Here is a 22,502-nt window from a genome sequence, read left to right on the forward strand (position 1 = left end):
CGCGCGCGACAACGTGCCCGATCACCGCGGGTTATCGCCGTTATTCACTGCCGTCACGGTTTCGGTAATCGTCCCCGCCGGGTATGACGCCGCGATGGCGACATTGGCATTTCCGCAGCCGACTCCGGTCGAGCCCGTTCAGCTTCCGCGCAACGTCGAGGCGGAGGCCGCGATGCTCGGCGCGATGATGATCGACAATCGCCTCGCCGACGATCTGGTCGACCGGCTTGAGCCCGCGCATTTCTACGAGCCCGTCCACGGCCGCGTCTTTGCCGCGATCAAGACGCTGCGCGCCGCCGACATGCTGGCGACCCCTGTCACGCTGCGCCCCATGTTCGAGGCGGACGAGGGGATGAAGGAACTGGGCGGCCCCGCCTATCTCGCCAGCTTGACCGGTTCGGGCGCAGGGTTGATCGGCGCGCGGCAGTTCGCGCAGCAGATCTACGACCTCGCGATGCTGCGCTCGCTTGTCTCGGTCGGGCGCACACTGGTCGACCGCGCGATGGACACGTCGGAGGAGGTCAACCCGCGCGCGCAGATCGAGCTCGCCGAGGAGGAATTGTTCAAGGTTGCCGCCGACGGCGCGACCGAGAACAGCATCAAGTCGTTCGCCCAGGCGAGCACGATGGCGGTCAAGATGGCCGAGAAGGCGCTCAACTGGGGCGGCAATCTGTCGGGCGTCACGACCGGCCTCGACAGCGTCAACCAGAAGATCGGTGGTCTGCACCATTCGGATTTGATGATCCTCGCCGGGCGTCCCGGCATGGGGAAGACCTCGCTTGCCACCAACATCGCGTTCAACGCGGCGCAGCGCTGGATGCACGACATGCGCGATGGCATTCCGCCATCGAAATCGGTCGGTGCGAAGGTCGCGTTCTTCAGTCTGGAAATGTCGGCCGACCAGCTCGCCACGCGTATCCTCGCCGAACAGTCGCGCATCTCGTCCGAGGCGCTCCGCATGGGCAAGATTAGCAAGCAGGAGTTCGAGCAGCTCGCCGCCGCCGCTGCCGAACTGGAGAACTTGCCGCTGTTCATTGATGATACCGGCGGCCTATCGATCGGCTCGCTCCACACGCGCGTGCGTCGCCTCCAGCGGCGGCACAACAACGAAATCGGGCTGGTCGTGATCGACTATCTCCAGCTTCTGTCGGGGTCGGGCAAGTCGTCGGACGGCAACCGCGTGCAGGAAATCTCGGAGATCAGCCGCGGATTGAAGACGCTGGCGAAGGACATGAACGTGCCGGTGCTCGCGTTGTCGCAGCTGAGCCGCGCGGTCGAACAGCGGGAAGACAAGCGCCCGCAGCTCTCGGACCTGCGCGAATCGGGCTCGATCGAGCAGGACGCCGACATGGTGTGGTTCGTGTTCCGCGAGGATTATTACGTCGCGGCAAAGGAGCCGAAGCGCCCGGTCGAGGGCGACAATGCCAAGATGTTCGAGGATCACGCCGCCTGGGCAGCCGACATGGAACGCGTCTACGGCCTCGCCGAGCTGATCGTCGCGAAACAGCGCCACGGCGCGACCGGTAAGGTGATCCTGAAGTTCGACCCCACCATCACGCGCTTCTCGGATTACGCCGGCTATTGAGCCGGGGCGCGTCAGCGCGGGGCGTAGGTGATGCTCGCCCGGCCGGTGACCGCGACCGGCATGAACAGCCCCGCGCCCGTCGCCGCGATGCGGCCGTTGCGCACCCCGGTGATCCGCGTGCGCAGCACGAAGTCGCCCTCGCGCCGCTCACCGATCGCGCGTTCGACCTTGCCGATCAGCTTGCGGTAATCGGGCGCGAAATCGTGACCGAGCCCGGCCGCGACGCTGGCGCGCACCGCCGGATCGGCGAACAAGGCGGCGAGCAGGTCGACCAGCGGCGAGTTGGTCTTGGTCGCGAATTCGACGTTTCGCGCCTCTACCCGCTGCGATCCAGGCTGGTTGAACGGCTCGGCCGACAGCCATGCGTCGCCCTCGGCGGAGGCGATCGGGCTCGATCGCGCCTTGACCCGGGCGTGGATGCCGACCGCGATGCGGTGGTCGTTCGTCGCGTAGACCGTGACCTGCCCGAATTGCGCGTCGACCGGGCCGATGCCCTTCAGGTCGATCCCGCGCGCGGCGAGCTTGCGCAACGCGCGCTGCACGACGGGTTCGAGCTCGACGTAATCGGCGAGGACGGGGATGAAGAAGCGGACGCCCGCCTCGCCGATCTGCGGCGAGGGCGGTGGCAGCGCGGTCGGCGTGAGGTCGGCGGGACGATGCCCGACGAACGTCTGCGTCAACGCGTCGGCGCGCAGGGTGAGCCGCAGCGCACGCCCCTCGACACGGTAGCCACCGTAGCCGAGCCGGCGCGGTGCGACGCGCATCCATACCGGCGGGTTACGCTCGCTGAGCTGCACCGTCGCGAATGACTGGCGCCAGACCTGCTCGAGTTGCCGGCGCAGGTGGAGCCGCGACAATTCCTGCGGCAGATCGCGCTCGAGCTTGGCGAGCACCGGGCGCAGCTTCTCGTCGGCTTGATCGGTGAAGGTGATGCGCTGCCCCAGCAGGTCGACGCCGGGCGGCTGTGTCCAGTCGTAGGACAAGCGCATCCTGGCGGTCGGCTGCCAGTCGCCCGTGACCGAGATGCGCCCGGTCGCGCGCACGATTGCGCTGCCGGTCGCGGTTTCGCCCGCGACGCCCCCGACGTCGCGGACCGAGATGCGCGCATGGATCGGAAGCGTGATGACGAGGCGGTCGCCGTTTCCGCCGATCTCGACGTGCCCGCGCGTGACGGTGCCCGCGATCCGGCAACCAAGATCAGGGGTCACCTTCACCTTCGCGATGCCGAGGTCGACGTGCTTCGCCTTGACGCAACGATCGAGATGACGGTCGATCGTCCACAACGCCTGCGGGGTGCGCCGGTCGATCCCGCGCTCGAGCTCGTTCAGGTCGGCGACAACGGGCACGACGACGGTGGATGGTTGCTCGGGCATCGTGATACCCCCCGTCACCCTGGGCGGTGCCGGGTTGCCGACCTGATGGCTGCACCCCGAAAGCACGAGCGGGGGGAGGAGCAGGCAGGCGAGCGATCGTTTCACCTGCGCTTAACCCGGATCGGTCCGTTTCGATCCAGTATCGAAACGACCTCAGGTCAGAAGGCGGGTTCCTCGCCAGGCTTCTCGGGCACGTGGATGCCGCACTCGACCTTGTCCCAGCCGCGCCAGCGACCCGCGCGCGGGTCTTCGCCCGGCTGCACGCGCGAGGTGCAGGGCGCGCAACCGATCGAGGGGTAGCCCTGCGCCTCGAGCGGATGACGCGGCAGCTCGTGCTCGGCGAAATAGGCGTCGAGATCGGCCTTGGTCCAGGCGGACAGCGGGTTGATCTTCAACCGCCCGTCGTCCTCCTCGAACCGCGGCATCGCGCGGCGGGTCGAGGCCTGAAACCCCTTGCGCCCCGAGATCCACGCGTCGAACGGCGCCAGCGCGCGGCGCAGCGGCTCGACCTTGCGCAGCTCGCAGCAGCCGTCAGGATCGTAAGACCAGCGCAGCCCCTTGTCGTCCTTCAGCCGCAGCAGCCGGGGATCGGGGCGGAACACGCGCAGGTCGGTGAAGCCCAGCCGTTCGGCAAGCTCGTCGCGGTAGGCGAGCGTTTCGCCGAACATCTTCTGCGTGTTGGTGAACACGACCGGCACGTCGCGGTCGACCTCGGCGATCATGTGAAGCAGCACCGCCGATTCCGCGCCGAACGACGATACCGCAGCGATGCGGCCGCGCAACTCGCCCGTCAGCAGCTCGCCCAGCATCTCCTGCGCGGTGGCGCGGGCGAAGCGCGCGGCATAAGCGGCGGCGTCGGCGGCGGTGTAGACGCGGCCGGTTTCGATTGTGTCGAGCTTGCGCGCGGGCTCACCCATGACGCCGCTTCCACACCGGCACCGATGCGTCGGCGGCCCTCTGGTAATGGAAATCATAGCGGTCGAGCGCGCGGCGCAGCGTGTCACCGTCGATCGGTGCTTCGGGCGCAAAACTGTCGAAGCCGCAGCGGCGCATCAGCGGCACCTGATCGACCAGCACGTCGCCCGACGCGCGCAATTCGCCCGTGTATCCCGCCTCGCGCAGGATGCGCGCGACCGAATAGCCGCGCCCGTCGCGGAAGCTCGGGAACGACACCTCGATCAACGCGATCCGGTCGAGTGAGGGCAGCAGCGCGCGCGCGTCGTCGCCGGGTTCGATCCGGACGGCGGTGGCGTTTGATTGCCCGATCAGGAACGAATCGAGCGTGACCGCAGGTTCCTCGTTCACCTCGTCGTCGCGGAAGCGGAGCTGGACTCCGCCGCCGCTGTCGGTCATCGTCGTCTGGTCGGGATCGAAACCGTCAGCCATAGATCGCCTCCTTGAACGGCTCCATGCCGACGCGCCGATAGGTGTCGACGAAGCGCTCTCCGCCCTCGCGCACCTTGATGTAGGTGTCGGTCACGCGTTCGATCGCGTCGACGACGCCGTCCTCGCTGAACCCGGGGCCGGTGATCCTGCCCAGACTCACGTCCTCCGCGCCCGATCCGCCGAGCAGTAGCTGGAAATTCTCGACGCCCTTCTTGTCGACGCCCAGGATGCCGATGTGGCCGGCGTGATGGTGGCCGCAGGCGTTGATGCAGCCCGAAATCTTGAGCTTCAATTCGCCCAGATCACGCTGCCGCGCCGGATCGGCGAAACGCTCGGCGATCTTCTGCGCGAGCGGGATCGAGCGCGCGTTGGCGAGGCTGCAATAATCAAGCCCGGGGCAGGCGATGATGTCGCTGATGAGGTCGAGGTTCGCCTCGGCAAGCCCCACTTCGGCCAGCGCGTCCCAGACCGCCTTCAGATCGGCGACGCGGATATGCGGCAGCACGATGTTCTGCGCGTGCGTAACGCGCAGTTCGTCGAAGGCGTAGCGTTCGGCGAGGTCCGCCATGACGTCGATCTGATCGGCCGAGGCGTCGCCGGGGATGCCGCCGATCGGTTTCAGCGACACGTTGACGATCGCGTAGCCGGGCTGCTTATGCGGCTTGACGTTCTGGTCGAGCCAGACCGCGAAATCGGGATCGCTGCGGTCGATGTCGGTCGGGGCGTCGGCCGCGAACGCGGGGGCCGCGAACATCGCGGTGATCCGCTCCAGCTCGGCGCGCGGCGGGTCGAGCCCGAGCTGTTTGACGGCGGCGAACTCCTCCTCGACCTGACGGCGATATTCGTCCGCACCGATCTCGTGGATCAGGATCTTGATCCGCGCCTTGTAGATATTGTCGCGCCGGCCGTAGCGATTGTAGACGCGAAGGCACGCTTCCAGGTAGCTCATCAGGTCGTCGGCGGCGACGAAGTCGCGGATTTCGTGCGAGATCATCGGCGTGCGACCCATGCCGCCGCCGGCGAAGATTTTCGCGCCCAATTCGCCGTCGCGCATGACGAGCTGGATGCCGATATCGTGCAGCCGCATCGCGGCGCGATCCTCGTCCGCCGCGATCACCGCGATCTTGAACTTGCGCGGCAGATGGCTGAATTCGGGGTGGAACGTGCTCCACTGCCGCACCAATTCGGCCCAGGGGCGCGGGTCGGCGACCTCGTCCGCGGCGGCGCCGGCATATTGGTCGGACGAGATGTTGCGGATGCAGTTTCCGCTGGTCTGGATTGCGTGCATCTCGATCTTGGCGATTTCGGCCAGGATGTCGGGCGCGTCGGACAGCTTGATCCAGTTGAACTGGATGTTCTGGCGCGTGGTGAAATGACCGTAACCGCGATCATATTTGCGTGCGATGTGGCCGAGCATCCGCATCTGCCGGCTGTCGAGCGTGCCATAGGGCACCGCGATCCGCAGCATATAGGCGTGGAGCTGGAGGTAGAGGCCGTTCATCAGCCGCAACGGCTTGAACTGATCCTCGGTCATGTCGCCAGCCAGGCGGCGGCGCACCTGATCGCGAAATTCATCGACGCGCGCGTCGACGATCGCCTGATCATATTCGTCGTACTTGTACATCAGATCACCCAGTTTCCGGCATTGGGGTCGGCCGGCTTCAACGTGAGGTCGGGGCGGACGGTTGGGCCTAGCGCGCGGATGCGGTCCTTAATGTGCGCGGGGCGCGGACCTTCGGCGGTCGCCACCCCCTCGATCACATAGGGCACGTTGACACGCCGCGACGCTTCCTCCGCGCGCGCGATCGCCTCGGCATGGTCACCCGCGTCGACCGCGTCCTCGACGTGGCGCGACCAGCCATTGCCGGTCCACCAGATCACGTCGCCGCTCGGCAAATCGTTGCCCGTCACCAGTTTCACGCTTTCACCCTCACGCCAATGTCTCCGCGACGCGCGCATAGCCCGCGAGCTTGTTCTCAGCATCCGACAAATCGACCACTTCGCCGACGACGATGATCGCGGGGCTGGCGACGCCCTCGCGCCGCACCATCGCACCCAAGTCGGCGAGCAACGTGCGCAGCGCGCGGTGGCCGGGGCAGGTGCCCTTTTCCAGCACCGCGACGGGCATGTCGGGCGCGACGCCGTCGGCCATCAATTTGTCCGCGATCTGATCGGCGGTCGCGACGCCCATGTAGATGACGAGCGTGCGCCCTTGCCCCGCGAGCCCCGACCAGTCCTGTTCGCTTAGCCCCTTGCACTGGCCCGCGACGAAGCTGACCGCGCTCGAATGATCGCGGTGAGTGAGCGGCAGCATGGCCTCCGCCGCGCAGCCGAGCGCAGCCGACACGCCCGGGATCACCTCGACCGGCAGCCCCGCCGCGCGCACCACCTCGACCTCCTCGCCACCGCGCCCGAAGATGAACGGGTCGCCGCCCTTCAGCCGGACGACGACCGATCCCGCGCGGACATGCGCGACGATCAAAGCATTGATCGCCTCCTGCGGCAACGTGTGCCGCGCGCGGCGTTTCGCGACCGAGATGCGCTGCGCTGTCGCGGGCGCGATATCGAGCACGCGCGCGTCGATCAGCCCGTCGTGAACGACGACGTCGGCGGATTTGAGCGCCTCGACCGCGCGGACGGTCAGCAGCCCGGGATCACCCGGACCCGCACCGACGAGGATGACGCGGCCGCGCGCGTCGGGATCGAGCAGACTTGCCATTGGTAGCAGATGGGCCTGCCAGCGCGCGCGCGCAATTCAGCGAAGCTTGCCGCGCGCGTAGCCGAGGTTTCAGTGCGCGGCCGCATCCTCGCCGCCGCGAGCCTTCTGCACCTGATGCACGACCAGCGCGACGAGCGCGCCGACGATCAGTCCGATGACCCCCGACAGAGTAGCGGTCACCACCCATGCTACCGCCCCGCCGAGCGCGCCGTTCGCGTGACCCGCGACCTCGGACGCGTGATGGACGACGTGCGCGGGTCCGGCGAGGCCCAGTTCCTCCGCGCCGTGGAGCAGGATGCCGCCGCCGACCCAGATCATCGCCGCGGTACCGATCACCGCCAGCCAGCGCATCATGACGGGCACGCCCTTGACCAGCCCGCGCCCGATCGCCTGAAGCGCGCCCGATCGCTGTTTCGCCAGATAGAGCCCGACGTCGTCGGCCTTTACGATCAAAGCGACGACGCCGTAGACGCCCGCGGTGATCGCAACCGCGACGATGATCAGCGTGATCGCCTGCGTCAGGATCGGCGTGTCGCTGACCTCGCCCAGGGCGATCGCCATGATCTCGGCCGAGAGGATGAAGTCGGTGCGGATCGCGCCCGACACCTTCTGGTTCTCCAGCGCACCAGGATCGGTGGGGGCGGCCTCCTCGTCGGCGTGGTGGGCGCCGGTGACCGCCTCGATCACCTTCTCCGCGCCCTCGAAACAGAGGTAGAGGCCGCCCAGCATCAGCAGCGGCGTGATCGCCCAGGGCGCGAACGCGCTCAAAATCAGCGCGGCGGGCAGCAGGAACAGCAGTTTGTTGCGCAGCGAGCCGAGTGCGATCTTGCCGATGATCGGCAATTCGCGCTTGGGCGAGAGCCCGACGACGTAGCGCGGCGTCACCGCAGTATCGTCGACGACGACGCCCGCTGCCTTCGTCCCTGCCTTTGCTGCGGCCCCCGCCACGTCGTCGAGCGAGGCGGCGGCGAGCCGCGTCAGCCCGGCGATGTCGTCGAGCAGTGCGACCAGCCCGCTTGCCATGATGTCATTCCCCCCGGTGGTGTGTGTCCAGCGTCGCGGATCGGCCGCCCCTGATCAGCCGCCCTGCATCAGCCATCGGTCAGGCCGATGCCGATCGACGCGCGCGCTGCCTCCGCCTCGTTCGAGACGACGGGATAGGCGCAGTAATCCGCCGCGTAATAGGCGCTCGGGCGGTGATTGCCCGACCAGCCGATCCCGCCGAACGGCGCCGAGGACGACGCGCCGTTGGTCGGCTTGTTCCAGTTGACGATCCCCGCGCGCGCGCGCGCCCAGAAACGGTCGTAGAGGATCGGCGTTTGGCTGACGAGCGAGGCGGACAGGCCGTACCGCGTGTTGTTCGCCTCCGCGATCGCGGCGTCGAAATCGTCGACGCGGATCACCTGCAGCAGTGGCCCGAACAGCTCGATGTCGGGCCGATCGGGCAGGTCGGTGACGTCGATGATACCGGGGGTGAGCATCGGCCGCTCGGGATCGGGGCGCGCCATGTGACGGATCGGGCGCGCGCCGCGCATCATCAGCGCGAGGAAGCTCTCGGTCAGTCCGTCGGCGGCCTCGTTGTCGATCACCGGGCCCATGAACGGCTGGGGATCATCGTGCGGGCGCCCGACGATCAGGCGCCCTGCGAGGCGATTGAGTTCGGCGAGGAAGTCGTCCGCGAGCGATTCCTGCACGATCAACCGGCGCGCGGCAGTGCAGCGCTGCCCCGCGGTGGTGAAGGCGGATTGCGCGACCAGCACCGCCGCCGCGGCGAGGTCGGGCGTGTCCCACACGACGATCGGATTGTTGCCACCCATTTCGAGCGCGAGGATCTTCTCGGGTTTCTCGGCGAACGCGCGGTTGAGCGCGAGCCCGGTGCGCGCCGATCCGGTGAACAGCAGCCCGTCGATCCCGTCGTGCGCGGCGAGCCTTCGCCCCTCGTCGGGGCCGCCGATCACGACGCGCATGCATTCCTCGGGGACGCCCGCGGCATGGAGGCATTCACACAGGAAGACGCCCGTCGCGGGGGTCTTTTCCGATGGTTTGAACACGACCGCGTTACCCGCGATCAAGGCGGGGACGATATGCCCGTTGGGCAGATGCGCAGGGAAGTTGTAGGGACCCAGCACCGCGAGCACGCCGTGTGGCTTGTGACGAAGCGCCATGCGGCTGCCCATCGGCGCGTCCATCCGGCGCTGCGCGGTCCGCTCGGCATAGGCGCTGACCGAGATGTCGACCTTGGCGATGACCGAATCGACCTCGGTGCGCGCTTCCCACAACGGCTTGCCGGTTTCGCGCGCGATCGTGTCGGCGAAGGCGTCGCTGCGCTGGCGCACGACATTCGCGAAGCGTCGCATCGTCTCGATACGAAAGGTGACCGGTCGCGCCGCCCAGGCGACCCAGCCGTCGCGGGCGGTCGCGACCTCCAGATCGACGTCGCTCGTCGCCCCACGCCACAACTCGACACCCGTTGCGGGCTCGAACGAGATCAGCTCACCCATGCATCGTCCCTTACCGCAATAGGCATGGAGCGAAAGGGGTCAGTCGGCGAGCGCCTGTCCCATTTGCCTGATCGCGTGCACCTTGTGATGGAACGGCGCCCAATCATCGTCGCGGTCGATCGCGGACCAGATCGCCTCGACCTCGTCGATGAGCATCGCGCAGGGCTCATCGGACCAGAAGGGGTGCTCACGCGGCTTGCGCGGCGCATAACCGGACAAGGCGGCGCGTAGCTCTTCCCACTCGGTGCCGTAGCCGGCCGGCGGGTCGGTCGCGAACACATCGAAGAAGAAGCGCGCGATCTCGGTGCCCGTGGTGCGCAGCGCACGCTCGACCGCCTGCACCAGCGCGCGGTCGCGCTCGTGGTCGCGCGGGGTACGGCCGAGCCGCCACAGAATCGCCGATGTCACCGCGCGCTGATATCGGTCGGGGAATCGGTCGAGCGCGGCGATCAGCGGCTCGGCGTCGCTGATCTGCCGGAGCGAGACGGCTAATTGCATCGCGTCCCAGTGGATCGCCTCGGGCTGGCGACCGAAGGCGTAGAGGCCGGCGTGGTCGAAATAGGCCGCGACGATCGCCGGGTCCCACGTCGGCGCGAACCGCCACGGTCCGTAGTCGAAGCTTTCGCCGGTCACGTTGATGTTGTCGGAATTGAGCACGCCGTGGACGAACCCCGCCGCCATGTAGCGCGCGGCGAGCGTCGCGTTCCGATCGACGACGAGGTCGAGCAGGCGGACGGGATCGTCGGCATCCTCGCCGTAGAGGTGGCGCAACACATAGGCGGTCAGCGCGCGCAGACCCGCTTCGTCACGATTGTAGGCGAGCCGCTGGAAGGTGCCGATGCGGATATGGCCGTGGCTCAAGCGCACCAACACCGCCGAGCGGGTGGGCGATGGCTCGTCGCCGCGGTCGAGCGCCTCGCCCGTCTCGATCAGCGAGAAATTGCGCGAGGTGGGGACGCCCAGCGCTTCGAGCATCTCGCTGGCCAGCACTTCGCGCACGCCGCCCTTGAGCGTCAGGCGCCCGTCGCCGAAACGGCTCCACGGCGTCTGGCCCGATCCCTTGGTGCCCAGATCCATCAACCGCCCGTTCCGGTCGCGCAGCTGCGCGAAGGTGAAACCGCGCCCGTCGCCGAGCTCGGGATTGTACTGGCGGAACTGGTTGCCGTGATAACGCAGCGCGAGCGGTTGGGGCAGCGTGCCGGGCAGCGGCATGAAGCGGCCGAAATGCGCGATCCATTCCTCATCGCTCAGCGTCGAGAGCCCGACCTCGTCCGCGGCGCGATCGTTGCGGAAGCGCAGCACGGCCCGTGGGAAGTCGGCGGCCGCGACCGGATCGTAGAAGCCGTCGCCCAGCTCGAGGATCGTCGTTTCGGGGCGGTACGCTTGCGGGTCGATCGGCATGCGTCGATATGGGGGCGCAGGCGACCGGGGTACAAGCGTGACAGGGTTCGGGGCAGGGAACGGGGCGGGGTTCGAGGACGTCTACTGGTGGTCGGGCGACGGGCTGCGGCTGCACGCGCGCGACTATCCGGGCCATGCGGACAGGCCCGCGATTATCTGTATGCCGGGGCTGACGCGCAACGCGCGCGATTTCGCTACGCTTGCCGAGCATCTGTCGCCCGACTGGCGGGTGCTCGCGGTCGAATTCCGCGGTCGCGGCGAGAGCGCCTACGCCAAGGACCCGATGAGCTATGTCCCGTTGACCTACGCGCAGGATATGGCGGGGCTGATCGAGGCGGCCGGGGTCGATCGTTTCGTGGTCGTCGGCACGTCGCTCGGCGGGATCGTCGCGATGCTGCTGGCGGGGATGATGCCGGGGCGGATCGCGGGGGCAGTGCTGAACGACATCGGTCCCGACATCGAGTCCGCGGGTCTCGCGCGGGTGCGCGGCTATGTCGGCAAATCGAGCAATCATCCGACGTGGATGCACGCGGCGCGCGCGCTCCAGGAATCGAGCGGGGGCGTGTATCCCGACTGGGCGATCGAGGATTGGCTGGCAATGGCGAAGCGCGTCTATCGCCTCAGCAGCGCGGGGCGCATCGTACTCGATTACGACGCACGCATCGCCGAGCCGTTCCGGCTGCCGGGGAACGAGGCGGGCCCCGATATGTGGCGCGCTTTCTCAGCCTTGCGCGACGTCCCTGTGCTGGTGGTGCGCGGCGAGCGATCCGACATGCTCTCCGGCCAAACGGCCGAGCGGATGATCGCCGCACTGCCGCGCGCCGTGTTGGCGACGATCCCGCGCGTCGGCCACGTGCCGACACTCGCCGAGCCCGAGGCGCGCGTCGCGATCGACGAGTTGCTCGCGAGTGTAGCGGAACCCGGCTGATCGCTCGGGCGTCTCGCCGGCTGAACAATCGGGACGTTTCATGCCAGACTCCGTCAACGCCGACGCGCATACCGCGGTTCTGCCGCTCGAGGGGCGGCGCGTGGTCATCAGTGGGGGTTCGACCGGCATCGGGCGCGCGATCGCGGTGCTGCTCGCCACCGAGGGCGCGCGCGTTTTCATCGGCGCGAGCACGCCCGAGCATCTGGATGACGCGCTCGCGCGCATTCGCGAAGTCGGCACGGGTGACGGCGTCGTGCTTGATCTGGCCGAGCCCGACAACGTTGGCCGCTTCCTGGAGGCCGCGCGCGATGTGATGGGCGGGTACAACGTGATCGTCGCCAACGCCGCGGTCGGCGCGAGCGGCGTAACAGAGATGGACGAGCCCACGCTGCGCCACGCGATATCGCTCAACTTCACGCACTACCTGCTGCTTGCACATCAAGCCGCCAAGGCGATGGGCGGGGAGGGCGACATCGTGCTGGTCGGCTCGATGAGCGCTTATGTGCTGGGACCGCACTCGACCGTCTACGCCGGGATCAAGGCCGGCATCCAGGGTTTCTCGGTCGCTTTGCGCCGCGAACTGGGGCCGAAGGGCATCCGCGTCGCGCTGGTCGAGCCCGGTATGACCGGCTCGACGATGCAGGAGCCCGACATCTCGCCCGAGGAACAGCGCGAACAGATCGGCGAGGAAAAGATGCTGCGTGCCGAGGATATCGCAGCGGGGGTCCATTATCTGCTGACGCAGCCGCGCCGTACGGTGATCCAGCGCCTAACGATCAGCCCGCGCGTGCAGGATCAGGAATGACGCAGGCGGCGCCCAGCTTCGCGCACGACGCGTTGATCCTCGATCCGCGTGACATCGACCTGTCGCGCTCGCCACTCGCGGGCAAGATCGATGACGAAACCTACGTTCTCGGCGCATTCAATCCGGGGCTGACGCGGCTGTCGAACGGCAATCTGCTGATGATGGTGCGCGTGGCGGAAGCGTTGCGGCATCCGATAAAGGACGGCCACGTCCACGCGATCCGCTGGGACGAGGGGGCCTACGTGCTGGACGCCTGGCCGCTTCAACTCGTCGACACGAGCGATCCGCGCAAGTTCATGATGCGCGGTGGCGGGTGGAAGGTGATGGCACTGACGTCGCTGTCGTGGCTGCTGCCGGTCGAGCTGAACGCGGACGGTACCCGCATCGAGGCGATCCATTACGACCGAGCGATCGCGCCGCGGCGCGCCTATCAATGCTACGGCGTCGAGGATGCGCGGATCAGCCGGGTCGGCGAGCGCTATTATATGACGAGCTGTTCGGTCAGCCCGGAGCGGCACTCGACCACATTGTATACCAGCGATGACGCGCTCGACTGGCAGCTCGAAGGAATCGTGCTCGATCACCAGAACAAGGACATGCTGATCTTCGAGGGGAAGGTCGCGGACAGGTTCTGGGCGCAGACGCGGCCGCTCGGCGATCTCTATTTCGCCTATCCGCCCGATTCGCCGTGGCGCGCAGGACCGTCGATCAACCTCGCGACCTCGCCCGATGCGCTTCACTGGAAACCGCATGACGAACCCGGCATCCGCCCGCACGCCGCCACCGTCGCGACGGCACGGATGGGCGGTGGTGCGCAGCCGGTGCGCGCCAGTATCGAGGGGCAGGAGGGCTGGCTGACGCTGTGGCACGGCGTCGAGCCGAGCGGTGTCGTCGGCATCTACCGGACCTATTGGACGCTGCTCGATCTCGACGATCCGTCGCGCACGATCGCGACATGCCACAGGCCGCTGCTCGAACCCGCCCCGCACCTGACCGAGCCGCTACGCGAGGCGATGTACCTCGACAACGTCGTCTTCACGACCGGCATCGTCGACGGCGGCGATCACTGGATCGTGGCTAGCGGGGAGGCCGACCTCGCCTGCCGGATCACGCACGTGCCAAAGGACGCGTTGCGCGCCTCGCCACCGCAGTAGGTGCGCGTTAGCGTGTCGCGGGCTATGCCGGCGCGCATGACGCGGCCGATCTCGATCCTGCACCTCCATTCGACCTTCGACCTGGGCGGCAAGGAGGCGCGTGCCGTCCGGTTGATGAACGCGTTCGGCGACCGCGCGCGTCACATGATCGTGTCGTCGATGCCCGGCGCGCTCGGCGCGCGCGCGCGGATCGACCGCGGGATCGCTTATGAGATCGCGCAGAACGCGCCGCCGCTAACCGGCAAACCGTCGGTCGCGCGCTACGAGGCGATCGCGCGCTACATGCGTGGGTTCGATCTGGTGCTGACGTACAATTGGGGCGCGATCGACGGCGTGATGGCGCGGCGCGTGTTCTCGAAGGGCGCGCCGCCGCTCGTCCACCACGAGGACGGGTTCAATGCCGATGAGGCAGGCGGATTGAAGCGCGAGCGCAACATCTACCGCCGCCTCGCGCTCGGCGCGGCACACGCGCTGGTGGTGCCGTCCGAGAGCCTCGAGCAGATTGCGCTGGAGACGTGGAAGCAGCCACGCGCGCGCGTCCACCGTATCGCGAACGGCATCGCGACCGCGCTCTACGCGAAGGAACCGGAGCCGAAGGCGATCCCCGGCTTCGTGCGGCGAGCGAACGAGGTGGTGATCGGCACTGTGGCGGGCCTGCGCGCGGTAAAGGACCTGCCGCAACTTGTCCGCGCGGTCGGTGGCGTGTCGGCGCGGTTCCGCCTGGTCATCGTGGGTGAGGGGCCGGAGAAGGCCGCGATCGAGCAGGCGGCGCTCGCGATGGGAATCGACGACCGCGTCGTGATGCCGGGTTTCCTTGACCGGCCGTACCGCTTCATGCGGCATTTCGACCTGCTCGCGCTGTCGTCCAAATCGGAGCAATTCCCGATCAGCGTGGTGGAGGCGATGGCGGCGGGGCTGCCGATCGTCGCGCCCCCCGTCGGCGACGTGCGCGCAATGGTGGCGACGGAAAACGCGCCCCTCATCACCGAATATCACGGCGAGGTCCGGCTGCGCGACGCGATCCAGGCGCTCGCCGCCGATCCCGAACTCCGCCGCCGCGTCGGGCAGGCCAACCAAGCGAAAGCGCGCGCGCTGTACGACGAGGGGACGATGATCGCGCGCTACGCCGACCTCTACGCGGGTGCGCTGGGGCGGCCGGGGGTGCTCGGCTGACGCGCAACGCTATCGCCTTGTCGTAACTTTGGTTTATAGCGGTCCGAATTATCAATCTCGGGAAGTGACAGCAGCGTGTTCAAGGGCCTGAACCCCATCGTCTATGCCGGTCGCGAAGTCTGGCCATTGGTGGAGGGCGGCAAGGGCGTCGCGGCGACCAACCATGCCTCGGCGGGTGCCTGGGCGGCGGCGGGCGGCATCGGCACCGTGTCGGCGGTCAACGCCGACAGCTACGATCCCGAAGGCAAGATCATTCCGCAGATCTATCGCGCGCTGACCCGGCGCGAGCGGCACGAGGAACTGATCGCCTACGCGATCGAGGGCGCGGTGCAGCAGGTCCAGCGCGCGTGGGAGATCGCGGGCGGCAAGGGCGCGATCAATATCAACGTCCTGTGGGAAATGGGCGGCGCGCAGCGTGTGCTCCAGGGCGTGCTCGAGCGGACCAAGGGCATGGTCGCGGGCGTCACCTGCGGCGCGGGCATGCCGTACAAGCTGTCCGAGATCGCGGCGTCGTACAACGTCAACTACCTGCCGATCGTGAGCTCCGGCCGTGCGTTTCGCGCCTTGTGGAAGCGCGCCTATTCGAAGGTGTCGGAACTGCTCGGCGCGGTCGTTTACGAGGATCCGTGGCTGGCGGGCGGGCACAACGGCCTGTCGAACGCCGAGGATCCGCTGCGTCCCGAGGATCCCTATCCGCGCGTCAAGGCACTGCGCGACACGATGCGCGAGGGCGGTATTCCCGACACGACGCCGATCGTGATGGCGGGCGGCGTCTGGTACCTGCGCGACTGGAACGAGTGGATCGACAACCCCGAACTGGGTCAGATTGCGTTCCAGTACGGCACGCGCCCGCTGCTGACGCGTGAGAGCCCGATCCCCGACGACTGGAAGCAGCGGCTGATGACCGTGGAGGAGGGCGACGTGCTGCTCCACCGCTTCTCGCCGACCGGTTTTTACTCATCGGCGGTGCGCAATCCGTTTCTGCGCAGCCTTGAGGCGCGGTCGGAGCGGCAGATCGCTTTCTCGACGCAGGAGGCGGGCGACCACGTCTTCCAGCTCGACGTCGGCGTGAAGGGCAAGAATTTCTGGGTGACGCGCAACGACCTGCTGCGTGCGCGGCAGTGGTTCGGCGAAGGTTTCACCGATGCGCTCAAGACTCCCGACAATACGTTGGTGTTCGTGTCGCCGCCCGAAAAGGCGGAAATCCGCAAGGATCAGGCCGATTGCATGGGCTGCTTGTCGCAGTGCCTTTTCTCGAGCTGGGCCGATACCGAGACGAACTCGACCGGGCGGCTCGCCGATCCGCGCAGCTTCTGCATCCAGAAGACATTGCAGGAAATCGCGCACGGCGGCGATGTCGAGCAGAATCTGATGTTCGCGGGGCATGCCGCCTACAACTTCAAGCGCGACCCGTTTTACTCGAATGGTTACGTCCCGAGCGTCAAGGAATTGGTCGATCGGATCTTGACCGGCGACTGACGTAAAAGCGGGGCCGCGCGGACGGACGCGGCCCCGACCCGATCAATCGATCACGGTGCCGACGACCGCACCACCGACGCCGCCGACCGCGGCGCCCTTCTCGACATTCCCACCCGTCGCGGCGGCGACGCCGGCACCACCCGCGCCCCCGATCGCGGCGCCCTTGAGCGTCGAGCAGGCCGAAGTTGAGAGGGCGGCGAGGCCGAGGACGGCGGCAAGGGTGACGTTGCGCATGAGCAGCTCCGTTTGATGGGGGAGCCGCGAGAATGATGCCGACGGCTGGGTGTTCCCGCCGGCAATGCTTTCTCACGATCGCGACAATCATCTCCGCTGTGTGACATTCCCGACATCGCGGCGTCGCGCGGGGGCATCAGGCAGGATGCTCATCCACGCGGAGCGCTGCCATGGTTCACAACGCCGATCTCGACTATCATGCCGCGCGCGCGGCAGGAAGTCGTCAGCGCGATCACTGCGGGATCGGCAATCACAGCGGCGGTCCATCAGGAGATGTGCCTGCTGCACTGCAGCCGCGTGATCGCCGCGATGCTGTTCGCCGGGCGCCAGCGAGGCGGCGCGGGCTGATCAGGCCCAGCCTTCGAGCACCTGATCGGGCGGACGGTGGCCGTCGGCCCACATGCGGATGTTGGCGATGACCTTTTCCCCGCTCGCCACGCGCCCCTCATAGGTCGCGGAGCCCATGTGCGGCGTCATCACGACGTTGGGCAGCGCGAGCAGGCGCGGATCGATGCGCGGCTCGTGCTGCCACACGTCGAGCCCCGCGCCCGCCAGCCGCTTGTTCTCGAGCGCGTCGACCAGCGCATCCTCGTCGAGGATGCCGCCGCGGCTGGCGTTGATGACGAATACGTGTGGGCGCAGCAGCGCGATCCGGCGCGCATCGATCAGGTCGCGGCTGTCGGCGTTGAGCGGGGTGTGGAGCGTCAGAATGTCGATCGCGCCGAGCATCTCGTCGAGGTTCGGATGCCATTCCGCACCGAGTTCGCCCTCGAGCACCTTCGGCAGGCGGTGGCGGTTGTGATAATGGATCGACAGTCCGAAGGCGCGCGCACGCCGCGCCACCGCCTGCCCGATCCGTCCCATGCCGACGATGCCGAGCGCCTTGCCGCCGATGCGGTAGCCGAGCATTCCGCCGGGGCTCCACCCGTTCCATTCGCCCGACCGCACGAGTTTCTCGCCCTCCGCCAGTCGCCGCGGAACCGAGACGATCAGCGCCATCGTCATGTCGGCGGTATCCTCGGTCAGGACGCCCGGCGTGTTGGTGACGATGATCCGCCGCGCGCGCGCCGCCTTCAGGTCGATGTGATTCACGCCGGCGCCGAAATTGGCGATCAGCCGCAACCGCTCCCCCGCGCCCTCGATCAGCGCCGCATCGATCGTGTCGGTGACTGCGGGAACGAGTACGTCGCACTCCGCCATCGCGGCGGCGAGTTGGTCGCGCGTCATCGCGGTGTCGCCGCGGTTGTTGGTCGTGTCGAACAGCGCCTCCATCCGCGACATGATCGTGTCGGGTAGTTCGCGCGTCACGATCACCCTGGGCGAGGCGACGCGGGCACCGTTTGAGGGATAGGCAACACGGCGCGTGTCGGGCATGGGCGAGGAGTGGCGCAGTCGCGGCCCAGCGTCAACATTCGACATGCGCGCCTGAACGGTTGAAGCGTGGCGCGGCGCGGGGCAAGATGTGCGCGGCAGGGCGTTTTTCGGGGGGCAGGCAGGGTGAACAGGCGTTTGAGGATCGGCATTGTCGGGGCGCTGGCCGCGCTGTGTCTGGTCGACGGCGCGATCGCGGCCGAGCCCAAGCAGAAGCCGCCTTATTACGCCTCAATCGCGCCGGCGCGCGCGCGAATGCGCAGTGGCCCGGGCCGTACCTATCCCGCGACGTGGCTGTACGTGCGGCGGGACCTGCCGGTCCGCGTGATCGACACGTTCAAGGAATGGCGCAAGATCGAGGACCCGAGCGGGACGCAGGGCTGGTTTCTCGGCAATCTGATCAGCAGCACGCGGACTGCGATCGTCGAGAACGGCCAGCCGATCGAGATGCATGAACGGCGCGGCGGCGGAAAGCTGCTATGGCGCGCGGCCCCCGGCGTCGTCGGGCGGGTGAGCCAGTGCGCCTCTGGCTGGTGTCGTTTCGACGTCCACGGTCAGGCCGGCTGGGTGCAGAACGATCGCCTGTGGGGCGTCGAGCAGAACGAGACGCTGCCGTGAGCATCGCGATCGACGGCTTCGACCTCGACGCGTTCGTCACTGCGACGCTCGCGGAGGATCTTGGGGAGGGCGGTGACGTCACCTCCGCCGCGGTAATTCCCGCCGGTGCGCGCTTTACTGCGGTGATGGACAGCCGCGACGCGATCACCGTCGCGGGGCTGGAGATTGCGGCGGCGTTCTTTCACCGGCTCGATCCCGATGCGGCGACGACCTTGCTTGCCGGCGACGGCGAGCAGGTGGCGGCGGGGGCGCCGTTGATGCGGATCGAGGGGAATGCGCGCGCTCTCCTGACCGCCGAGCGGTCCGCGCTCAACACGGTCCAGCACCTGTCGGGCATCGCGACGCTGACCCGTACCTATGCCGAGCGGATCGAAGGAACGGGGGCGACATTGCTCGACACGCGCAAGACGATCCCCGGGCTTCGTCGGCTCGAGAAATACGCCACGCGGTTGGGCGGCGCGACCAATCACCGCATGGGCCTGTGGGACGCGGCGATGATCAAGGACAATCACGTCGCGGTCGCGGGCGGGGTCGCGCAGGCCGCCGCGCGGGCCAAGGCAGCGGGGGTCGAGCGCATCATCGTCGAGGTCGATCGCCTCGACCAGATCGAGCCCGCGCTGGCGGGTGGTGCGACGCACCTGCTGCTCGACAACATGCCGCCCGACACGCTGCGCGAGGCCGTGGCACTCGTCGGCGGGCGGGTGCCGACCGAGGCATCGGGCGGGGTCACGCTTGAGACGATCCGCGCGATTGCCGAGAGCGGCGTCGATTTCGTCAGCGTCGGGCGGATCACGCAGTCAGCCCCCGCCGCCGACATCGGGCTCGACTTCGCGCTGGCATGACGCCCGCAACCCATTCAACCGCAGGACCACGAGACACCATGCAGCGACCGGCGTCGATCATCACCTTCGAGCGGCTCTATCTCTCCGGCTTCGCGCTATCGCTCGTCAGTTGGGCGTTGGACTGGCCGCTGATGCAGGCGCGGCTCGCCGCCAATCCGCAGACCGCGCCGTTCGGCTGGATGCTGAGCGTGATGCTGTTGCTGAACATCGCGGGTTCGCTGCTCCTGTGGTTCTTCACGGCGCGCCGCGCGAGCGTTGTCGCCAAATGGCTCGTGGTGGTGTTCGCCGGACTGTCGGCGCTGCGCTTCCTGCTCAACCTGCCCGCGGCGCTGGGCGGCGCGATGACCGCGACGTCGCTGATCCTCGCCACCGTGACGACGGCGCTGAGCGTCGCGGCGGCGGCGATGCTGTTCCGCGTCGACGCACGTGCCTGGTTCGGTGAGGATGTCGACGGCGACGACGACGGCGTGGAGCACGTGGCATGAACCGCGCTGTGATCTTCCTGCTCGGCGCTGCAGCGGTGACGACGCCGGCGGTGGCCACCGCGCAAGCCAATGCGTGCCGCATCCCGTCGACGATCGAGCGTCCGCACCCCGACCTGCCGTCGGCGAGCCAGCCGGTGCGCCGACTCCCCATCGGCAGCTATACGCTCGCGATCAGCTGGAGCCCGGAATATTGCCGCTCGCGCTCGGTTGATCGCGGTGGGCGCAGCGACCTGCAATGCGGCGGCGGCAACGATTTCGGCTTCGTGCTCCACGGCCTGTGGCCCGACGGTGTCGGCAAGGACTGGCCGCAATATTGCCAGGCGACCCCGATCCTGCCGACCGCGCTTATCCGCCAGCATCTGTGCGCGACGCCGTCGCCGCAACTGATGCAGCATGAATGGTCGAAGCATGGGACGTGCATGCCGGGTACCTCGCCGCAGGCCTATTTCGCGCGGTCGAACGCGATGTTCGCGCGGCTGCGTTTCCCCGATATGGACGGGCTGTCGCGGCGTCCGCTGACGGTGGCTGAGTTCCAGCGCCGCTTCGCCGCGGTTAATCGCCTGCCCGCGAATGCGGTGCGGGTGACGACCAAGAAAGCTGGCTGGCTCGACGAGCTGTGGCTCTGCACCGACAAGCGTTTCCGCTACACGCCGTGCGATGCCGAGCAGGGCGGCGGGGCGCCCGCGGGGCAGCAGTTGCGGATCTGGCGCGGACACCGCTGAACGCACGCGGAAGGTCACAAAGGTCACATGCCAACGCGCGCCTGCGCGCGCGGGGTATATTCGGGTGATGAGAAGGAGCGGATCAGGGGCCTGTCACGTCGCTCGCGTGTAGGACAGCCAAATTGGCTTCATTCACTCGCACGCGCACCAGATCGGCCAATCGGTAAGCGGCGGCGGTATGTCGGCGACCGGCACGACGAAGAAGGCCGATAGCGCCCAGACTAGCGCCACCGGTGTCTGCCATCCGCTTCGCCAGGATAGCAGCCGCTCGAACAGCCTGATCTTCGCGATCAGCATTGCGAGCGGCCCGGCGATGGAGGCAGCGCCTTCGTACCACGGGTGCGGGCCGGCGACGCCATGTCCGCGGCTCGCCAGATAGAGCGGCCAATCCTAGAGGCTGCCCCAGAACGGATTGATGAACCCGGTCAGCGGAGGGAAGCCCACCAGCGACGGCCCGAGCACCAGCCACATCCGCAACTGGCGCTCGAACCTGATGGACACCGCCGTCACCGCTTGCGCGTCAACTCGCGCATCGCTTCGTCCAGCCCGTCGAGCGTCAGCGGGTACATGCGGTCGGCGATCAGCTCGCGGATGATCTTGGTCGACTGCGAATAGCCCCATTGCGCCTTGGGCGTCGGATTGAGCCACACCGCGGCGGGGTAGGTGGTGGTCAGGCGCTGCATCCACACAGCGCCTGCTTCCTCGTTGAAATGCTCGACCGAGCCGCCGGGATGCGTGATCTCGTACGGGCTCATCGCCGCGTCGCCGACGAAGATCAGTTTATAATCGTGCGGGAATTTGTGGAGCACGTCCCACATCGGCGTGCGCTCGGCGAAGCGGCGCTTGTTGTCCTTCCACACGCCCTCGTACGGACAATTGTGGAAATAGAAGAACTCGAGGTTCTTGAACTCGGTCGTCGCGGCGGAGAACAGTTCCTCGCATAGCTTGATGAACGGGTCCATCGACCCGCCGACGTCGAGGAACAGCAGCAGCTTGACCGCATTGCGGCGTTCGGCGCGCATGTGGACGTCGAGCCAGCCCTGCCGCGCGGTGCCCGCGATCGTCGCGTCGATGTCGAGTTCGTCGAGTGCGCCCTCGCGCGCGAACTTGCGCAGCCGGCGCAGCGCGATCTTAATGTTGCGGGTGCCTAGCTCGCGCGTGCTGTCGAGGTTCTTGAACTCGCGCTGGTCCCACACCTTCAACGCGCGCTTGTGGCGGCTCTCGCCGCCGATGCGGACGCCTTCGGGGTTGTAACCCGAATTACCGTACGGACTGGTGCCGCCGGTGCCGATCCACTTGTTGCCGCCCTGGTGGCGCTTTTCCTGTTCTTCCAACCGCTTCTTGAGCGTTTCCATGATCTCGTCCCAGGAGCCGAGCGACTTGATCGCCTCCATCTCCTCGGGGGTGAGATATTTCTCCGCGACCGCCTTCAGCCAGTCGGCGGGGACCTGCGCCTCGTTGGTCGCGAAGCTCGTCTCCAGCCCCTTGAACACCTTGGCGAAGACTTGGTCGAATTTGTCGAGCAGGCCCTCATCCTTCACGTAGATCGAGCGCGAGAGATAGTAGAATTCCTCGGGGCTACGCTCGATCACCTCGGCTTCGAGCGCTTCGAGCAGGATCAGATGCTCCTTCATGCTGGCCGGGATACCCGCCGCGCGGAGCTCGTCGAGGAAGTGAAGGAACATGCGCGCGATGATGCCGCGCGCGGGCTATGGTGTCGAGCGCG

24 protein-coding genes are annotated in these 22,502 nt (G+C 67.6%); 11 read left to right on the plus strand and 13 right to left on the minus strand.

Annotation, left to right across the window (positions count from 1 at the left end; genetic code table 11):
* Positions 1-94 precede the first annotated feature (94 nt).
* On the plus strand, positions 95-1,585 hold the full coding sequence (locus tag KZ810_RS02945; protein WP_219767475.1) for a replicative DNA helicase: 1,491 nt from the start codon (positions 95-97) through the stop codon (positions 1,583-1,585).
* Positions 1,586-1,596: 11 nt separating this feature from the next.
* Here KZ810_RS02945 and KZ810_RS02950 read toward each other — a convergent pair whose 3' ends face one another.
* From KZ810_RS02950 to KZ810_RS02990, 9 genes are all read right to left on the minus strand, one after another.
* Entirely contained in the window at positions 1,597-2,958 is a 1,362-nt protein-coding gene (locus KZ810_RS02950) for a DUF4403 family protein (protein WP_258044305.1), read from the minus strand.
* 158 nt (positions 2,959-3,116) lie between these two features.
* Entirely contained in the window at positions 3,117-3,875 is a 759-nt protein-coding gene (locus KZ810_RS02955) for a phosphoadenylyl-sulfate reductase (RefSeq protein ID WP_219767477.1), read from the minus strand.
* Positions 3,868-4,344, minus strand: a complete 477-nt coding sequence (locus tag KZ810_RS02960) for a DUF934 domain-containing protein (RefSeq protein ID WP_258044307.1) — start codon at positions 4,342-4,344, stop codon at positions 3,868-3,870. Before KZ810_RS02960 ends, KZ810_RS02955 begins: the two co-directional genes overlap by 8 nt.
* A complete protein-coding gene (locus KZ810_RS02965; protein ID WP_219767478.1) occupies positions 4,337-5,968 on the minus strand; it encodes a nitrite/sulfite reductase in 1,632 nt (543 codons plus the stop codon). Before KZ810_RS02965 ends, KZ810_RS02960 begins: the two co-directional genes overlap by 8 nt.
* Positions 5,968-6,264, minus strand: coding sequence for a DUF2849 domain-containing protein (locus KZ810_RS02970; RefSeq protein WP_219767479.1), 297 nt, complete (start codon positions 6,262-6,264; stop codon positions 5,968-5,970). The genes KZ810_RS02965 and KZ810_RS02970 overlap by 1 nt, the downstream gene beginning before the upstream one ends.
* A 10-nt stretch (positions 6,265-6,274) precedes the next feature.
* Positions 6,275-7,063, minus strand: coding sequence for a uroporphyrinogen-III C-methyltransferase (gene cobA / locus KZ810_RS02975; RefSeq protein WP_219767480.1), 789 nt, complete (start codon positions 7,061-7,063; stop codon positions 6,275-6,277).
* A 69-nt stretch (positions 7,064-7,132) separates the two neighbouring features.
* Positions 7,133-8,086, minus strand: coding sequence for a DUF808 domain-containing protein (locus KZ810_RS02980; RefSeq protein ID WP_219767481.1), 954 nt, complete (start codon positions 8,084-8,086; stop codon positions 7,133-7,135).
* Between the two features lie 68 nt (positions 8,087-8,154).
* The gene (astD, locus tag KZ810_RS02985) at positions 8,155-9,564 is read right to left on the minus strand and encodes a succinylglutamate-semialdehyde dehydrogenase (RefSeq protein WP_219767482.1); all 1,410 of its coding nucleotides are present in this window, start codon (positions 9,562-9,564) and stop codon (positions 8,155-8,157) included.
* A 39-nt stretch (positions 9,565-9,603) separates the two neighbouring features.
* Complete coding sequence (locus tag KZ810_RS02990) at positions 9,604-10,965, minus strand: protein adenylyltransferase SelO family protein (RefSeq protein ID WP_219767483.1); 1,362 nt, start codon at positions 10,963-10,965, stop codon at positions 9,604-9,606.
* Between the two features lie 37 nt (positions 10,966-11,002).
* Here KZ810_RS02990 and KZ810_RS02995 point away from each other — a divergent pair, with 37 nt between their 5' ends.
* The 5 genes from KZ810_RS02995 to KZ810_RS03015 all read left to right on the plus strand — a co-directional run bounded on the left by KZ810_RS02995 (position 11,003) and on the right by KZ810_RS03015 (position 16,504).
* A complete protein-coding gene (locus KZ810_RS02995; RefSeq protein ID WP_308461472.1) occupies positions 11,003-11,893 on the plus strand; it encodes an alpha/beta fold hydrolase in 891 nt (296 codons plus the stop codon).
* 40 nt (positions 11,894-11,933) lie between these two features.
* Positions 11,934-12,698, plus strand: a complete 765-nt coding sequence (locus KZ810_RS03000) for an SDR family oxidoreductase (RefSeq protein ID WP_219767485.1) — start codon at positions 11,934-11,936, stop codon at positions 12,696-12,698.
* Positions 12,695-13,852, plus strand: a complete 1,158-nt coding sequence (locus KZ810_RS03005; protein ID WP_219767486.1) for a glycoside hydrolase family 130 protein — start codon at positions 12,695-12,697, stop codon at positions 13,850-13,852. The genes KZ810_RS03000 and KZ810_RS03005 overlap by 4 nt, the downstream gene beginning before the upstream one ends.
* Before the next feature lie 36 nt (positions 13,853-13,888).
* Entirely contained in the window at positions 13,889-15,025 is a 1,137-nt protein-coding gene (locus tag KZ810_RS03010; RefSeq protein ID WP_219767487.1) for a glycosyltransferase family 4 protein, read from the plus strand.
* Positions 15,026-15,100: 75 nt separating this feature from the next.
* A complete protein-coding gene (locus KZ810_RS03015) occupies positions 15,101-16,504 on the plus strand; it encodes an NAD(P)H-dependent flavin oxidoreductase (RefSeq protein ID WP_219767488.1) in 1,404 nt (467 codons plus the stop codon).
* A gap of 42 nt (positions 16,505-16,546) precedes the next feature.
* Here KZ810_RS03015 and KZ810_RS03020 read toward each other — a convergent pair whose 3' ends face one another.
* Positions 16,547-16,738, minus strand: coding sequence for a hypothetical protein (locus tag KZ810_RS03020; RefSeq protein ID WP_219767489.1), 192 nt, complete (start codon positions 16,736-16,738; stop codon positions 16,547-16,549).
* A 198-nt stretch (positions 16,739-16,936) separates the two neighbouring features.
* Between KZ810_RS03020 and KZ810_RS03025 the strand changes: the two genes are divergently transcribed.
* Complete coding sequence (locus KZ810_RS03025; RefSeq protein ID WP_219767490.1) at positions 16,937-17,086, plus strand: hypothetical protein; 150 nt, start codon at positions 16,937-16,939, stop codon at positions 17,084-17,086.
* Here KZ810_RS03025 and KZ810_RS03030 read toward each other — a convergent pair whose 3' ends face one another.
* Positions 17,087-18,112 (minus strand): 2-hydroxyacid dehydrogenase, encoded by a 1,026-nt coding sequence (locus tag KZ810_RS03030; RefSeq protein ID WP_219767728.1) that lies wholly within the window; start codon positions 18,110-18,112, stop codon positions 17,087-17,089.
* A 123-nt stretch (positions 18,113-18,235) separates the two neighbouring features.
* On the opposite strand from KZ810_RS03030, the gene KZ810_RS03035 reads away from it, so the two are divergent.
* The 4 genes from KZ810_RS03035 to KZ810_RS03050 are packed head-to-tail and all read left to right on the plus strand — an operon-like array spanning position 18,236 to position 20,776.
* Positions 18,236-18,727 (plus strand): SH3 domain-containing protein, encoded by a 492-nt coding sequence (locus KZ810_RS03035; protein ID WP_219767491.1) that lies wholly within the window; start codon positions 18,236-18,238, stop codon positions 18,725-18,727.
* Complete coding sequence (nadC, locus tag KZ810_RS03040) at positions 18,724-19,569, plus strand: carboxylating nicotinate-nucleotide diphosphorylase (protein WP_219767492.1); 846 nt, start codon at positions 18,724-18,726, stop codon at positions 19,567-19,569. The genes KZ810_RS03035 and nadC overlap by 4 nt, the downstream gene beginning before the upstream one ends.
* A 38-nt stretch (positions 19,570-19,607) precedes the next feature.
* Entirely contained in the window at positions 19,608-20,054 is a 447-nt protein-coding gene (locus tag KZ810_RS03045; protein ID WP_219767493.1) for a hypothetical protein, read from the plus strand.
* Entirely contained in the window at positions 20,051-20,776 is a 726-nt protein-coding gene (locus KZ810_RS03050) for a ribonuclease T2 family protein (RefSeq protein ID WP_219767494.1), read from the plus strand. Before KZ810_RS03045 ends, KZ810_RS03050 begins: the two co-directional genes overlap by 4 nt.
* Before the next feature lie 132 nt (positions 20,777-20,908).
* Here the strand turns inward: KZ810_RS03050 and KZ810_RS03055 are convergent, their stop codons facing one another.
* Entirely contained in the window at positions 20,909-21,073 is a 165-nt protein-coding gene (locus KZ810_RS03055; RefSeq protein WP_219767495.1) for a hypothetical protein, read from the minus strand.
* A gap of 209 nt (positions 21,074-21,282) precedes the next feature.
* Positions 21,283-22,461, minus strand: a complete 1,179-nt coding sequence (locus KZ810_RS03060; protein ID WP_219767496.1) for a vWA domain-containing protein — start codon at positions 22,459-22,461, stop codon at positions 21,283-21,285.
* Positions 22,462-22,502: the final 41 nt, after the last annotated feature.

The sequence above is a fragment of the Sphingomonas citricola genome (genome assembly GCF_019429535.1).
In the GTDB taxonomy this organism is placed as follows: Bacteria; Pseudomonadota; Alphaproteobacteria; order Sphingomonadales; family Sphingomonadaceae; genus Sphingomonas; species Sphingomonas citricola.

Excerpts from the sequence above, each read along its gene's own strand:
- KZ810_RS03005 (WP_219767486.1), top strand. The coding sequence starts at position 12,695 with ATGACGCAGGCGGCGCCCAGCTTCGCGCACGACGCGTTGATCCTCGAT.
- KZ810_RS03045 (WP_219767493.1), top strand. The coding sequence starts at position 19,608 with ATGCAGCGACCGGCGTCGATCATCACCTTCGAGCGGCTCTATCTCTCC.
- KZ810_RS02955 (WP_219767477.1), bottom strand. The coding sequence starts at position 3,875 with ATGGGTGAGCCCGCGCGCAAGCTCGACACAATCGAAACCGGCCGCGTC.
- KZ810_RS02980 (WP_219767481.1), bottom strand. The coding sequence starts at position 8,086 with ATGGCAAGCGGGCTGGTCGCACTGCTCGACGACATCGCCGGGCTGACG.
- KZ810_RS03020 (WP_219767489.1), bottom strand. The coding sequence starts at position 16,738 with ATGCGCAACGTCACCCTTGCCGCCGTCCTCGGCCTCGCCGCCCTCTCA.
- KZ810_RS02945 (WP_219767475.1), top strand. The coding sequence starts at position 95 with ATGGCGACATTGGCATTTCCGCAGCCGACTCCGGTCGAGCCCGTTCAG.
- KZ810_RS02950 (WP_258044305.1), bottom strand. The coding sequence starts at position 2,958 with ATGCCCGAGCAACCATCCACCGTCGTCGTGCCCGTTGTCGCCGACCTG.
- KZ810_RS03010 (WP_219767487.1), top strand. The coding sequence starts at position 13,889 with ATGACGCGGCCGATCTCGATCCTGCACCTCCATTCGACCTTCGACCTG.
- KZ810_RS02960 (WP_258044307.1), bottom strand. The coding sequence starts at position 4,344 with ATGGCTGACGGTTTCGATCCCGACCAGACGACGATGACCGACAGCGGC.
- astD (WP_219767482.1), bottom strand. The coding sequence starts at position 9,564 with ATGGGTGAGCTGATCTCGTTCGAGCCCGCAACGGGTGTCGAGTTGTGG.
- KZ810_RS03025 (WP_219767490.1), top strand. The coding sequence starts at position 16,937 with ATGCCGCGCGCGCGGCAGGAAGTCGTCAGCGCGATCACTGCGGGATCG.
- KZ810_RS02990 (WP_219767483.1), bottom strand. The coding sequence starts at position 10,965 with ATGCCGATCGACCCGCAAGCGTACCGCCCCGAAACGACGATCCTCGAG.
- KZ810_RS03030 (WP_219767728.1), bottom strand. The coding sequence starts at position 18,112 with ATGCCCGACACGCGCCGTGTTGCCTATCCCTCAAACGGTGCCCGCGTC.
- KZ810_RS03060 (WP_219767496.1), bottom strand. The coding sequence starts at position 22,461 with ATGTTCCTTCACTTCCTCGACGAGCTCCGCGCGGCGGGTATCCCGGCC.
- KZ810_RS03050 (WP_219767494.1), top strand. The coding sequence starts at position 20,051 with ATGAACCGCGCTGTGATCTTCCTGCTCGGCGCTGCAGCGGTGACGACG.
- cobA (WP_219767480.1), bottom strand. The coding sequence starts at position 7,063 with ATGGCAAGTCTGCTCGATCCCGACGCGCGCGGCCGCGTCATCCTCGTC.
- KZ810_RS03055 (WP_219767495.1), bottom strand. The coding sequence starts at position 21,073 with ATGCTGATCGCGAAGATCAGGCTGTTCGAGCGGCTGCTATCCTGGCGA.
- KZ810_RS03000 (WP_219767485.1), top strand. The coding sequence starts at position 11,934 with ATGCCAGACTCCGTCAACGCCGACGCGCATACCGCGGTTCTGCCGCTC.
- KZ810_RS02965 (WP_219767478.1), bottom strand. The coding sequence starts at position 5,968 with ATGTACAAGTACGACGAATATGATCAGGCGATCGTCGACGCGCGCGTC.